Here is a 13,441-nt window from a genome sequence, read left to right as displayed (position 1 = left end):
AGTCTCATGGCCGACCATCCGACCAACGACGCCATCGCGCTCATCAGCGGCGCGTTCTGGGGCCGTAACCCGCACGACGAGCTGCGGTGGATGCGGGAGAACGCCCCGGTGTACCGGGATGACGAATCCAACGCATGGGGCCTGGCCAAACACCGCGACGTGCGATACGCGTCGCTGCACCCGGAGATCTTCTCCAGTGCCGGAGGCATCCGGGTGGAGACCGGCCGGCTGCCCATGATGATCGACATGGACGACCCCGAGCATCTCAGCCGGCGCAGGCTGGTGAACCGCGGCTTCACACCGCGCCGGGTCGCCGCGCAGGAGGACCGGATCCGGATGATCTGCGATGGCCTCATCGACCGGGTCTGTGAGCGCGGCACCTGCGACTTCGTGTGGGACCTCGCCGCGCCGCTGCCGCTGATCGTGATCGGTGACGCCCTCGGGGTCGCGCCGGAAGACCGCGAGGACCTCATGAGGTGGTCCGACGACATGTTGCGCGGGTTGACGGGGATCTCCGACGACACGGAGCTGATCCGCGCGGGTGAGGCGTTCGAGGAATACCAGGCCTACGTGAGCACGGTGATCGCCGATCGCCGCGCGGGGCCGCGGGAGGACCTCATCAGCGTGCTGGTGCACGCCGAGACCGACGGCGAGCGGCTCGACCACGACTCGCTCGTGTACGAGTCGCTGCTCATTCTGATCGGCGGGGACGAGACCACCCGGCACGTCCTGTCCGGAGGCGCGTACCAGCTCTTTCAGCATCCGGAGCAGCGCCGGAAGCTGATCGACGACCCGGAGGGCATTCCCGTCGCGGTGGAGGAGATGCTGCGCTGGGTGTCACCGATCAAGAACATGAACCGCACCGCCACCCGGGACGTCGAACTGGGCGGCCAGCTCATCCGCAAGGGTGACAACGTCCTGCTGCTCTACCCCTCGGCCAACCGCGACGCCGACGTCTTCACCGCCCCGGACCGCTTCGACGTGGGACGGCGGCCCAACGACCACATCGCGTTCGGGCTCGGCGGCCACTTCTGCCTCGGCAACAGCCTGGCCCGGCTGGAGTTGCGGGTGATGTTCGAGCGGTTGCTGTCCCGCCTCCCGGACATGGAGCCGGTCGAGGAGGAAGAGCCCGCCTACCGCGCCGCCAACTTCGTCTCCGGGTACGAGTCCATGCCCGTGCGCTTCACTCCGGCTCCACCCGTGGGCGACGGCGGATAGCCGAGGGCGAGCACGGGCTCGTTCTTCACAGCAGAACGCTGATGCGGCGCGCGGAACGCATCTCATAGCGTGGGGGCCCATGACGCTCCTATTCGACGGCACGCCCCAAGGAGGGCTCGGGTGAGGCTCGCGACACTGCGGCTGCCGCGCCGGACGACGGCCGCCCGCATCGACGATGATCACGCTGTGGAGATCGGCGCGCCCGATGTCGGCGTGTTGCTGGCCGATCCGCAGTGGCGGGAGATCGCGGCCACCGCCGACGGCCCCAGGCATCCGCTGTCCACGGCTGATCTCGCGCCCGTGGTGCCCCGGCCCGGGAAGATCATCTGTGTGGGGCTCAACTACCGCAACCACATCTTGGAGATGGGGCGGGAGCTGCCCGAGCATCCGACGGTGTTCGCGAAGTTCGCCGAGGCGCTGATCGGGCCGTATGACGACATCGTGCTGCCGGCCGTCTCCCAGGCCATGGACTGGGAGGCCGAGCTGGCGGTGATCATCGGTACGACGGCGCGGCACGTGCCCGCCGAGCAGGCGCCGGCGTGCATCGCGGGTTACTCGGTGTTCAACGACGTGACGGCCCGGGACTACCAGAACCGCACGCTGCAGTGGCTCCAGGGGAAGACGTTCGAGGCCACCACGCCGTTCGGCCCCTATCTCGTGACACCGGACGAGGTGGACGGGGCTCCGATGACCATGGTGTGCGAGGTGGACGGGGAGGGGATGCAGCAGGCGGACGTCGGCGACCTGGTGTTCTCGCCCGCGGAGCTGATCGCGTACCTGTCGGAGATCCTCACGTTGCGGCCGGGCGACGTCATCGCCACCGGCACGCCGGGCGGCGTCGGGCATGCCCGCAAGCCGCCGCGCTACCTGGCGGACGGCAGCAAGGTCGTGACGCGGATCGCCGGGGTCGGGGAGCTGGTGAACATGGCGCGCCGCCATGGCCGATGAGTGCCGGCCGGCGCGCGGGAGACAGGTGTGGTCGTGAGTGAGGTGCTGGTCGTCGGCGGTGGGATCGGCGGGCTGGCGGCGGCCTTCGCGCAGGCGAGGGCCGGGCGGTCGGTGCGGGTGCTGGAGCGCTCGCCCGAGTTCGGCGAGGTCGGCGCGGGCCTGCAACTGGGCCCGAACGCCACCCGCGCGCTGGCCGCCTGGGGCCTGCTCGACCGGGTGGTCGCGGCCGGGGTGCTGCCCCGGCGGCTGGTCTTCCGCGACGCCCTGACCGGCGAGGAGCTCACGCACCTGGACCTGGGCGAGGAGTTCAGGCGGCGCTACGGCGCGCCGTACGTCGTGGCACACCGCAGCGATCTGCACGCCATCCTGCTCGACGCCTGCGCCGAGGCAGGCGTCGAGCTGCTGAACGGGCAGCACGTCGAGCGGGTGACGACCGAGGGCGAGCGGGCGCGGGCCCACTGCGTGGACGGGTCGGTGCACGAGGGCAGCGTGGTGGTGGCGGCGGACGGGCTGCAGTCGGGTCTGCGTGCGCAGCTGGCGTCCGACGAACCCGAGAATTCCGGATATGTCGCCTATAGAGGTACGTGTCCGCTTCCGGGGGACTTCGACACCGCGGACGTGGTCGCGTACATCGGGCCCGAGTGCCACTTCGTCCAGTACGCCCTGCGCGGCGGCGAGCTGCTCAACCAGGTCGCCGTCTTCCGCGGCCCCGGCGAGCTGGAGGCGACCTTCGGCGGCTGCTGCGCGGAGATCGGCAAGGGCTTGCCCTACCTGTGGCGGGACCGCCACTGGCCCATGCTGGACCGGCCGCCCATCAACACGTGGGTACGGGGACGGCTGGCCCTGCTCGGGGACGCGGCCCACCCGATGTTGCAGTACCTGGCCCAAGGCGCCTGCCAGGCGATCGAGGACGCCCACGTCCTGGCCGAGCAGGCTGCGGGCGGGGACTGGGACCGGGCGCTGGCCGCCTACCAGGAGATCCGCGTCCCGCGCACGGCGCGGGTCCAGACCACGGCCCGCCTGTGGGGCGACATCTGGCACGTGGACGGGGTGGCGAGGGTGCTGCGTAACGAGCTGTTCCGCACCAGGGACATGGCGAGCCACACCTACGTCGACTGGCTGTACGGCAGCTGAACGGGGCCATCCGGCGTGTGGACGGTCACGACGTCTCCGGATGCGGACAGCTTGGCTTCGCCCGGGACGATCACCGTCAGCACGCCGACCGCCTCGGGGGACAGCACGGTGACCGCCTCCGCCGTACGCAGGTACCCGGTGCACACCAGCCCGGGACGCACCGCCTGCCCGTCCCCCGGCAGCTGGAGCAGCGTCACCCGCCGGTCCCCGTCGCCGAGCACCACCGCGCCGTCGCCCCGGGAGACCACCTCCAGCGCCGGGTCGAAGTGCCACAAGCTGCGCAGCGTCCCGCGCCGGACGGTGTCGCGCACGGCCATCAGGTCGGGCCCGTGGTTGACGAGGACGTGCCGGGTCCTCCGCACCCCGTAGGCCTCGTCGGCCAGCTCGAAGGCCTGGCGCGACGGCCCGATCGTGGAGCCGGTCAGGCGGGTGGCCGTGCCGGGCCTGAAGGTCCCGGTGACGACCGGCACGTTGTGCGCCTCGGGCGAGCGGGTCCACTCCACGAAGCCGGTCCGCTCGTAGGAGTGGAACCCGGCCTCCACCAGGATCCGGCGGCCTTGGGCGCTGTAGGTGACGCCCAGGTGATCCTCGTGCCCGTGCAGCCGCCGCCCCGGGCCGAACCTGATCGAGTAGTAGGCGGAACGCGGATCGTCCCAGGCGGTCCGCCCGAAGACGTACCCGCCATCGAACACTCGCACCACCGGCCCATCATGGGGAAACCCGTCCGCGCGCACGTCGGCCGGGCTGTCGCCGATGGGGACGAGCCGGCCGTCGGGCTGGGTGGCGTGCGCGATGTACGCCTCCAGCGCCGTCCGCCTGGCCACCAGCCGCTCCGGCGGCTCGGCGCCGCTCTCGCGGATGGCCCGCAGGGCGATGCCGAGCCGGCGGTGCACGTACAGGCCGTAGCGGGGGGCCTGCTCGTGCAGCACGCCCTGGGCGTCGATGGCCAACTCGGCGGAGGCCGTCATCCTGCGCACGGCCAGGTCCCGCCAGCGGCCGCGGCCCAGCCGGCAGCCGACGACCAGCAGCGCGATGTCCTGGTCCAGGCCGTGGTTGTGGCCGGACCGGTAGAGCGCGGGGTCGGCGAGGATCTCGCCGTGCTCGGCCAGGCTGTCCCACAGCACGCCGGTGCGGAGGTGTTCGCTGAGACACACCAGCACCGGGGCGCGCAGGGCGACTGCGTGCTCGGCCCACGCCCACGGGCTGATCCCGTGGGCGCCGCGCGGGTTCTCGCGGATCCAGTGCTCGGCCAGGGTGCGGGCGCGGTCCAGGTACGTGCTCTCGCCGGTCCGCTCGTATGCGGCGACCAGGCCGCCCAGCCAGCGCAGGGTGTGCAGGTTGAGCGCCCAGGAGCGGTTGCCGAGCGGGTTCGCGGTCCAGTCGACGTCGGCGCCGAGCTCGACGGGCGGCAGCCCGGCGAACGTGACCCGGCCGCGCATCACCTCCTCCACCTTGATCACGGGAAACCGGTCGCTCAGGCAAATGGCCCTGCCTGAGGTCGTGCGGGCACGCCAGAACACCTCGCGGCTCCTGTTGCGGGGGGAAGGGTCAGGGAAGGTCGGGGCCGCGGTCGGTCCAGCCCGCGCCGAGCACGATCTCGGCGCGGCCGCCGCTGTCCACGCTGGACAACACCTGTGAGGTGGCCTGGTCGATGATCAGGGTGCGCCGGCCGCCGGCGGGCAGGCTGAAGGAGAACGCCTCACCGGCGCGGCCCCGCGTGTCCGTACGGGCGCCGAGGTAGCGGACCTCCGGCAGGTCGGCGAGCGCGCGGTAGGCGGCGGCGCGCACGGCCGGAGCGGACGGCTTGGTCCACAGCAGGCCGGCGAGCGCGTCGGCGAGGAGCCGTTCCGAGCCGGCGGGCAACATCGCGGCAACCCGCTTCCGCAGCGCGCCCGGCTCGGCGGGGAGGCTCTGGATCTGCTGGACCGTCAGGTCCCGCCCGGCCATGCTGAACGGCGACCTGCCGGTGACGCGCGTGATCCTGCCCTGTTCGGCGGCCCACGCCTGGCCCTGCCTGGTCACCCAGAGCTCGGTCACCCGGCCGCCGTCGTGCAGCTTCTTGACGTGCCAGTACGTCCCGCCCGATCCGGAGGCGGCCGTGGTGGCCGCCGAGAGCAGGATCGACCGGCCGGACAGCTCTTGGGGCTGGTGGACGGTGAAGACCAGGGCGAGCGCCGCCGCCATGGCCGGGACGACCGCCAGCCATGACAGCCGCCGTCGCCGGCGCCGGGACACCACGCGCCGCCACACCCTGTCCTGGGCGTCCGGGCCGGGCCGCGGCCGGCCGTACAGGTCGCGGACGAGCTCGAGGTCATCCATGGACCAGCACCGCCTCACCGAGCAGGGCGCGCAGCTTCTTCCGTGCCCGGCTCAGCCGGGAGCCGACGGTGCCGTACGGGATGCCGAGCGCGGTGGCGATCTCGTCGTGGCTCAGCCCGGCGAGCGCGACCAGCAGCAGCACGTCCCGGTCGCGCCGATCCAGCTCCGCGAGGGCGGCGGCCAGCTCGGGGCGCAGGCTCTGGGCGCTGACCCGGACCGCGACCGCGTCCTCGTGCCCCGGGGAGTCCCCGTCGGGGCCGCAGCGGCCGAGCGCGCGCAGGGCGCGGGCCTCGAGGCGGCGGTGTTTGCCGATGAGCTTGGTGGCGATGCCGTACAACCAGGTGCGTACGGCCGCGCGGGACGGGTCATAGGTGGCGCGCTTGCGGAACGCGATGAGGAACGTCTCCGCGACGACGTCCTCGGCGTGGTCGGGGCCGAGCCGTTGGGCGACATAGGTGTGGATCTCCCCGAAGTAGGCGCCGAACACCTCGGCGAACCCGTCGGCGTGCAGGGCCCCGGGTGCGCGTGCGGCCCACGGCACCGCCGCCGCGATGGTCTCCCCCGTCATGTGCACCCTTCCGATGTATCAGTGGTCGTTTGTTATCTCCCGATACACCGGTTTGCTTTCACGGCTCCCCCGCGAGGAAGCGGCGCACGTCGGCGATCTCGTCGTCGAGCAGGCCGGCCGGCAGTGACTCGAACGGCCGCACGCTCACCTGCGCGCCCTTTCTCCCCCAGACACCCTTGATCACGCCGTCCACCAGCACGACGGGCCGCAGGACGCCGCCGCCGGGGAACACCTGCTTCGCGTGCTCGGCGGCCAGGATCGGGTCCCGGCTCCGCCAGCCCATCAGGTATTCGTCGAACGCGGGCAGCAGGCGTGCCCCCGGCCCTTCCCGGTCGGGCGGCGGCTCGTCCGCGCTCATGCCCCAGGCCGCGCGGGCCTGACCGAGCGGCAGGCCCGACCAGGCGGCCAGGTCCTCGGGCGCGGCGGGGTGGTGGGCACGGCGGTAGCGGATGGCCAGCTCTTTGAGCGCGCGTTCGTGGTCAGGCTCGGGGACGACGGGAGCGCCCAGCCAGTCGGCCGCGTGCACGTAGGTGGGTTTGCCCGCGTGGAGCGGGCCCAGCACGGCCAGTCCGTGGTACGCGGCCAGCGCCACGAGGGCGACGATCCCCTGGCCGCGGGCGCGGCCGGTCAGGCGGTCCTCCAGGTCGGCCTTGGTGAGCGGGCCCTGGCCGTCGAGCGTTCCCGCGATGAGGCCGAGGGGGTCGTCGGCGGTGACGCCTTCCTCGCGCAGGCGGCGCAGGATGTGCGTGTCGCGCCTGGTCAGCGCATGGACCCAGGGCAGGTCGTCGATGTGGGCGAAGTGGAGTGTGCCGCGCGGGCCCCAGGTCCTCACGATCTCGCGACCGTGCCAGGCGGCCTCGACGTCGGCCGGGCTGAGGGTGGCCGAGCGGGCGCGGAAGGCGAGAAGGGCGGCGGGCACGTCCTGGGCCTGCACGGCCACCAGGCGTCGGACGATCTCGCCCGCGGTCAGGCCGGACGGGCGGTGCAGGAGTTGTGCCTCGATGCTTCTCATCGCGTGGATCATCGTAGGAGCAGTCGCCGGCGCAGGCGAGTGGTGGGCACCCGCTGCGCCGCCGGCGTGTGCGTACCGGCTGGTAGCCGCGTTGGGTTCCGTGAGTGTCGGTCGGACGTCGTACCTTAGTGCGCGTGCCCGAACAGCCCTTGACCCTCGACACCGTCCTCACCGACGAGGCGGTGCTGTCCACCTACCGCCGCATGTTCGCCGCGCTGGCCCGCGACAGCGGCGCCGTGGTGGACGACCCGGCCCTGGTGGACATCGCCGAGACGCTGTTCGCGGCGTTCGCGGAGGCGGGCGAGGAGTGGCTGACGCACGAGCAGATGCGCTTCGCCTGCCGGGCCTACCCGAGCGACCAGTTCGACAACCGGCTGCGGGTGCTCAAGGGGCTGGGCGCGATCCGCGAGGTGTTCCCCAAGCCCAACCAGCTGCGTTATCGGGCGTCGTTCACGAGCGTGGTCGGGCTGATGTTCATCCGCCGGATGATGGACGACGGCGGGCAGTCGGAGATGCACCGGCTGCTGGCCCTCGAGGACCTCAATGTCGCCGACCCGCGCACCACGATGGAGGAGGCCAGGCAGAGCGCGGTCAACCTGGCGCGGGCGTTCCGGCTGTGGGCGCTGGAGCTGATCACGCTCACCACGGGCACCATCGAGGAGCTGCGTGAGCAGGCGCCCAAGCTGTGGGGCACCGAGGAGATCGCCCGGCGCGCGCAGGGGCTGCATGGCACGATCCTGACCCGCTGGCCCGAGCTCGACCGGGTGTGCACCGATCTGCGGGCGGCGATCTACTCCTACAGCGACGCCTCCCGCCGGGCCGCCGGTCGCCTGGCCGACTCGGCGGGCACCACGCGCAATCTGACGTTGCTGCCGACGGAGACGTGGCGGACGTTCGCGCAGACCGCCACGAAGGAGCGGCTGGCCGCCGTGCTCGACGGGTTCGTGTTCGACGCGCCGGCGCCGTGGCACGACCCGGCCGCCATCGCCCGCGCCGTGGACGAGGCGCCGCGACCGGCGCCTGCCCAGCCCACTCCCCCGCGCTCCACCCTGCCCGATCCCGGGCCTTCCGACGCGCTCGACTCCTCACCGGGCGCGGCGATGGAGCGGCTTCGATCGGTGGCCGAGTCGTTGCTGGGCGACGCCTCCCGGGTGGCGCTCGCCGACGTGCTCGGCCCCGACTGGCCGTCGGCCCGCCGCCTCCTGGCCGACCTGACCACGGTCGACCTGCGTCCCGAGCTGCCTTACCGGCTGGCCTGGTCCGATGAGCTGACGATCGACCCCGGCCGCGAGCCGGCGTGGTTGTCGCACGGATGGCTGGAGCGGGTCCAATGAGCACGACGGACAAGCCCGGCGCCGCGCAGACGCTTGCCGGGGCGCTCGAGGGGCGGGTCGCGCATGCACGGGCCCGTTCGGGCGGGCCGCTGTCGCTCGGGGCCTCGGTGGCCGCGCCCGCCGGGATGGTGCGCCTGACGTGGCCGGACTCCACCGGGCATGCCGTGCCGGTGTGGCCCGACGGGGTGACGCCGTCGTTGCTGGACGAATACCAGGTGGCGGCCGTCCCCGTGGAGCGGGCCGGCGAGACCAGGCGGGTTCTGGCCGCCGTGCTGAAGTGTTGCTGGACGGACCTGTCCGTGGATCCGTGGCCGGGGGATCCGGCGCCCGTGGAGCTGGTGCTGGACACCTACCGGGCGTTGATCGGGCGTACCGACGATCTGATGCGCAACTGGGCGATCGGGGCGCTGCGTCGCCTGCACGACTCGGCGTGGATCGTCCTGGATGACGGCGTGGTGGTGCTGGGCCCGCGTTGCGCCCTGTGGCCGGTGGAGTCGCACGCGCAGCTCCAGGAGCTGGTGCGGCGCCTGCCCGAGCCGGAGCGGCCCGATCTCACCGTGGTGCGCGACGCCGACATCGTGGCCACCGCCCGCCCCGCCGAGGCGGCCCCTTCTCCGGAGGCGGAGGCCGGAGTGCGCGCCGAGGGCGGCACGGCCGAGTTCGACGATCTGCTGGGCGGCTACGACGAGCGGCGGCGAGCCGAGCTGGTGGCCGCGTTCATGGTGGTGGAGCACGCCGCCGAGCCGGTGCAGGAAGTCCGCTTCGCCGCCCTGCGCGACCCTGCGCTGCGCCGCACGCTGGGCGAGATGCTGGCCCGGCGCGGCCGCACTCTCATCCAGCACCGCGATCGCTGGATCTCCGGCTACGACGACGCCCTCACCACCGTGGAGCCTGGCGCAACGCCGTTGGGGGTGAGCGAGCGGGCGGTGCTGACGCTGGTGCTGGTGCACTCGGTGGCCATTCCGCGGGCCGAAGGCCTGCTGCCCGAGGACTCGTGGTTGTCGCCGCACCCCACCCCGGCCGACGAGCTGCGCCGTCACACGCAACTGCCGATCGGCGAGCTGGAGGCGGCGCTTCGGACGCTGCGGCACGCCGGGCTGCTGAGCCAGGTGAAGGCCGGTGAGGAGGCGGGCGGCTATGTGCCGGGGCCGCAGTTCCACCGGCTCACCCCGGCGGCGCGGCGGCGGCTGCAGGAGGAGCTGATCCTGGCGGCGGGGCCGAACACGCCGCTGGCGGTCGCTGTCCGGGCGCGGAGATCCGCGCAATGAGCATGTTCTCTGGAAGGTCTACGGGGGTCACAGGTGTCGCAGGTGGAGAACGTCGTCGGGGACCGGGTGCTGATCGCCGTGCAGGCGGTCAACATTTCGCGGCTGTCGACCCATCCGGTGCCCACCGTCCCCGGCACGCTCATCGTCGTGGCGGGCGCCGGGCCGAAGGACTCCAACGGCGCCGGTAAGTCGTCGTTCATCGCCTCGATCACAGCGCTGCTCGGGGACGAGCAGTGGCGCTTCGCCTCGGGCGCCAAGGCGGTGTCGGAGCTGCTGTTCAACGCCGAGCTGGCCAGCGGGGCGGGCGCCCGCCAGTGGGCGAGCGCCGACCACGGCTACATCGTGGGCGTCTTCGCCCCGCCCGGCATGAACGGCTTTCCCGCCGGGGCCTACGGCACGCGAGGGGTTGCCGGCCTCAGCACGGCCGCCGCGGGGGCGCCGAGCTTGCCCGCCCTCACGACGCCTCCCGGCTCCACGACCGTCGGGGGCGGCGCAATCGGCGCGGGCGGCGCGATCGGCGCGGGCGGCGCAATCGGCGCGATCGGCGCGGGCGGCGCGATCGGCGCGGGCGGCGCGGGCGGCGCGGGCGGCGCGGGCGGCGCGGGCGGCGCGGGCGGCGCGGGCGGCGCGGGCGGCGCGGGCGGCGCGATCGGCGGGCACGACGCAAGCGACGCAGACGGCGCAGCTCGCGGGGGCGGCGCAGGCGCAAGCGGCGCAGACGCAAGCGGCGCAGACGCAAGCGGCGCGGACGGCGCAGGCGCAAGCGGCGCGGAGGGCGCGACCGTCGCGGGCGCGTCAAGCTTGCCCGCCCTCGCGCCTCCCGGTTCCACGGCTGGCGCCGTCGCCACGCCTCCCGGCTCCGCGACCGGCGCGACCGGCGCGGGCGGCGGGCGCGGTGCGGGCGGCGGGGGCGGATCGCGCGGGGCGGGCGGCGCCGGTGCGGGGGCGGATCGCGGGGCGGAGGACCCCGGGGAGCTTGTTCTGGGCGGGCCCGATGGCGAGGGGGCGAGTGGGGAGCTGTTCGAGGTGCCGGACACCTCCGGCGGCGCGCTCACCGTCTGGCTGAAGGTCAACCAGGAGGCCCCGCACCTGGAGATCCGCTGGCGGGAAGGCGTGCACCTGGCGGCCGCACCGTCGGAGGCGGGGCGGGTGGCGCGGGCCGACGAGATCTGGGCGTCGCTGCCCAGGTCGGCCGGGCGGCGCGACGTGGTGGCCCGCGACCTCACCAAGGTCCTCTACGGCGACCGGATCAGGTGTGTGTCGTTCCTGTCCACGTCCGTGCGCAGCAAGGTGGCCACCAACCTGCTCTCCCAGCCGCTCAACGAGATCTCCCCCGAGCGGGTCTTCGAGGCCATTGCCGCGCTCACCGGCCTGGACGCCGAGCTGGAGCAGGAACGCGAGGCCCGCAGGGACGAGCACGCCAGGCGGGTGCGCGCGGCGCAGGCGGGCGACCGGCTGGCCGAGTTCGAGGCGGAGTCGAAGGCGTTGCTGACGACGTTCGACCGGCGGGATCAGGCGAGGATCCGCCTGGCGGACGCGTTGCGGTGCTGGCGCGGCAGGCAGGCGCGCAGGCTGGCCGACGCGGCGGCCAAGGACGAGTCGCTGGCCACCGACCTCGAAAGGCACCGCGCGGCCGGCGAGAAGGCGGCCGAGGCGATCGCCATGGTGAAGGCCGAGATCACCACGCTGAGGGAGGACACGCTGGACCGGCAGGTGTCGCAGGCCCGCAAGGAGCTGGTGGCGCTGCAGGCCAGAGCCGCCAAGCTGGACGCGGACCGCGCCGTGGCCGAGAACTCCGCCGACGAGCTGCGCGGCCAGAGCCAGGGTCTGGAGGAGACCCGCAGGTTCGCCGACGGGCGTGACGTGCCCACGGCGGAGCGGGAGTTGCGGGAGGTCCGGCTCCGTCTCAACGAGGCGCTGAAGGCGCTGGGCGTGGCCGACCAGGAGGCGCACTCGGCGCAGACCGCGCTGGACGACGCGGAGGGCGGCCCGGCGGCGGCCCAGCTCAACGCGCTGGCGGCGGCGGGCGTCGGCGCGACCGGCCTGCTGGACGCGCTGGACGTGGCCGAGCAGGCGCGTGAGGTCGCGCAGTCGGCCGGGCGGCGCGGGTGGCCGCACGAGCACGCCGTGATCGTGGATGCCGCTCAGCTCTCCTCGGCGGCCGACGCCCTCGCGGCGTTGCCCGGGTCGGTGCTGGTCAGCGCGGCCGGGGTGAGCGTCGTGGGGGCGTTCGACGGGGTGGCGACCGGGCGGGAGGCCCGGATCAAGGCGGCCGAGCAGCGGCTGCACCGGGCCAAGGACGTTCAGGAGACGGCGGCGCAGGCCGTACGCGATGGGGAGGAGGCCGTCGCGGAGGCGCAGCGGCGGCTGGAGGGGGCCAGGGCCGGGGTGCGGCTGGCCGAGGTCGAGGCGAAGCTGAGCGAGCGGCGGATCCGGCTCGGCGAGCTCAACACCGCGATCGAGGAGCTGGCGCCCAAGGTCGCCGAGGCCGAGCGGCTGGCCGGGACGCTGGACTTCCGCGCCCGTACGCGGGACATGGAGATCGAACGGCTGGAGGGCCGGCGGCAGCGGCACGAGAGCGAGCGGGCGCAGGCCCGCGACCAGGAGACGAAGGTCACCGCCGAGCGGCAGGCGCTCAAGCTCGAGGCGTTGACCGCCGACTGGGGCGGCACGGTGGAGACCGCCCGCGAGTGGCTGGACACGCTGGCGGAGGAGGAGCGGCCGCGCACGGCCGAGGAGTGGTGGCGGATCGCCGAGCGGCACTTCGATCAGGCGTTGCGCGACACGTTCCCGGAGGAGGACGCGGAGATCCCTGAGGAGCTGCGGTTCCTGCTGAGCGAGCGGGGCGGGAGCACGGCGCGGGAGCAGGCGACGTTCGCGGCGGTGTGCGGCGCGCTGGCGTCGTACCTGCGAGGTCAGGAGGAGTACGAGCGGCACCAGCGGCGGCAGATCGAGGCGCAGATCGTCTCCAGGCAGCGCGACCTGGCGGCGGCGGCCAGGGGCGCTGAGGAGGCGGCGCAGTCGACGGCCGTGCACCGGGCGGCGCTCACGGCGGCGATCAAGGCGCGGCTGACGCGGGTGGCGGAGGAGTTCGAGAAGCTCGACACGTCCTACGGCGGCTACGGCGCGACGCTGGAGTTCCCCGTGCCGCCCGCGCCTGCCGATCCCGAGCAGCGCTGGCAATGGCGCGTGACGCCGAAGTGGCGGCGTGGCGAGGGGCAGGGGTTCGTGCCGTACAACCGGCGGGCCAACACCGCGCTCATGGACGAGAAGGCCGTCAAGCTGGTGTGCGCGGCGGCCATCGCGTCGTCCGGGGGCGGGCACCTGTGCCTGGTGCTCGACGAGCTGGGCCGCAACCTGGGCAAGGAGCACCGCAGGGAGGCGGTGGCGCTGTTCAGGCGGATCGGCGAGACGTACGGGATCACGGTGATCGGGGCGCTGCAGGACGACATGGAGCCGTACGCGATCGACGCCTGCGGCCAATACGTCAAGCTGCGGCGCTCGTCGGACGCGATGCCGTACAACGAGCCTCCGGTGATCGTCGGGCACGACCAGCACGCGGAGCGGGTGCGGGCGCTGGCGGCGTACGTCGACCGCAGCTGACGCGGCCTCCCACGGCCGGCTGCGGCAGCTGCGCATG

Annotated in this window: 10 protein-coding genes; 6 read left to right on the top strand and 4 right to left on the bottom strand. The window is 73.6% G+C overall.

Annotated features, from left to right (window positions below; all coding sequences use genetic code 11):
• The first annotated feature begins 6 nt into the window (after positions 1-6).
• From OHA25_RS29905 to OHA25_RS29895, 3 genes are all read left to right on the top strand, one after another.
• Positions 7-1,218 (top strand): cytochrome P450, encoded by a 1,212-nt coding sequence (locus OHA25_RS29905; protein ID WP_327590773.1) that lies wholly within the window; start codon positions 7-9, stop codon positions 1,216-1,218.
• A gap of 120 nt (positions 1,219-1,338) precedes the next feature.
• Positions 1,339-2,166, top strand: coding sequence for a fumarylacetoacetate hydrolase family protein (locus OHA25_RS29900; RefSeq protein ID WP_327590772.1), 828 nt, complete (start codon positions 1,339-1,341; stop codon positions 2,164-2,166).
• 33 nt (positions 2,167-2,199) lie between these two features.
• Entirely contained in the window at positions 2,200-3,300 is a 1,101-nt protein-coding gene (locus tag OHA25_RS29895; protein WP_327590771.1) for an FAD-dependent monooxygenase, read from the top strand.
• On the opposite strand, the gene OHA25_RS29890 is transcribed toward OHA25_RS29895, so the two are convergent.
• Genes OHA25_RS29890 through OHA25_RS29875 form a run of 4 tightly spaced genes read right to left on the bottom strand, consistent with a single transcriptional unit; the run spans position 3,273 to position 7,199 of the window.
• A complete protein-coding gene (locus OHA25_RS29890; RefSeq protein ID WP_327590770.1) occupies positions 3,273-4,820 on the bottom strand; it encodes a heparinase II/III domain-containing protein in 1,548 nt (515 codons plus the stop codon). The genes OHA25_RS29895 and OHA25_RS29890 overlap by 28 nt on opposite strands.
• 28 nt (positions 4,821-4,848) lie before the next feature.
• Positions 4,849-5,619 carry a hypothetical protein gene (locus OHA25_RS29885; RefSeq protein ID WP_327590769.1) on the bottom strand — a complete coding sequence of 257 codons (771 nt, stop codon included), beginning with the start codon at positions 5,617-5,619 and terminating at the stop codon, positions 4,849-4,851.
• Positions 5,612-6,187 carry an RNA polymerase sigma factor gene (locus OHA25_RS29880; protein WP_327590768.1) on the bottom strand — a complete coding sequence of 192 codons (576 nt, stop codon included), beginning with the start codon at positions 6,185-6,187 and terminating at the stop codon, positions 5,612-5,614. The genes OHA25_RS29885 and OHA25_RS29880 overlap by 8 nt, the downstream gene beginning before the upstream one ends.
• A gap of 58 nt (positions 6,188-6,245) precedes the next feature.
• A complete protein-coding gene (locus tag OHA25_RS29875) occupies positions 6,246-7,199 on the bottom strand; it encodes a winged helix DNA-binding domain-containing protein (protein ID WP_327590767.1) in 954 nt (317 codons plus the stop codon).
• Positions 7,200-7,333: 134 nt separating this feature from the next.
• Here OHA25_RS29875 and OHA25_RS29870 point away from each other — a divergent pair, with 134 nt between their 5' ends.
• Genes OHA25_RS29870 through OHA25_RS29860 form a run of 3 tightly spaced genes read left to right on the top strand, consistent with a single transcriptional unit; the run spans position 7,334 to position 13,404 of the window.
• Positions 7,334-8,533 (top strand): hypothetical protein, encoded by a 1,200-nt coding sequence (locus OHA25_RS29870; protein ID WP_305921820.1) that lies wholly within the window; start codon positions 7,334-7,336, stop codon positions 8,531-8,533.
• The gene (locus OHA25_RS29865) at positions 8,530-9,801 is read left to right on the top strand and encodes a hypothetical protein (protein WP_327590766.1); all 1,272 of its coding nucleotides are present in this window, start codon (positions 8,530-8,532) and stop codon (positions 9,799-9,801) included. Before OHA25_RS29870 ends, OHA25_RS29865 begins: the two co-directional genes overlap by 4 nt.
• A gap of 42 nt (positions 9,802-9,843) precedes the next feature.
• A complete protein-coding gene (locus OHA25_RS29860) occupies positions 9,844-13,404 on the top strand; it encodes a chromosome partitioning protein ParA (protein WP_327590765.1) in 3,561 nt (1,186 codons plus the stop codon).
• The last annotated feature ends 37 nt before the right edge of the window (positions 13,405-13,441 follow it).

The organism is Nonomuraea sp. NBC_00507 (assembly GCF_036013525.1).
GTDB lineage: Bacteria > Actinomycetota > Actinomycetes > Streptosporangiales > Streptosporangiaceae > Nonomuraea.
This window is presented reverse-complemented; position numbering and strand designations above follow the sequence as displayed.

Bases quoted from the DNA above. Each gene is read 5' to 3' on its own strand.
- OHA25_RS29885 (WP_327590769.1), bottom strand. From the start codon at position 5,619: ATGGATGACCTCGAGCTCGTCCGCGACCTGTACGGCCGGCCGCGGCCC.
- OHA25_RS29905 (WP_327590773.1), top strand. From the start codon at position 7: ATGGCCGACCATCCGACCAACGACGCCATCGCGCTCATCAGCGGCGCG.
- OHA25_RS29875 (WP_327590767.1), bottom strand. From the start codon at position 7,199: ATGAGAAGCATCGAGGCACAACTCCTGCACCGCCCGTCCGGCCTGACC.
- OHA25_RS29880 (WP_327590768.1), bottom strand. From the start codon at position 6,187: ATGACGGGGGAGACCATCGCGGCGGCGGTGCCGTGGGCCGCACGCGCA.
- OHA25_RS29865 (WP_327590766.1), top strand. From the start codon at position 8,530: ATGAGCACGACGGACAAGCCCGGCGCCGCGCAGACGCTTGCCGGGGCG.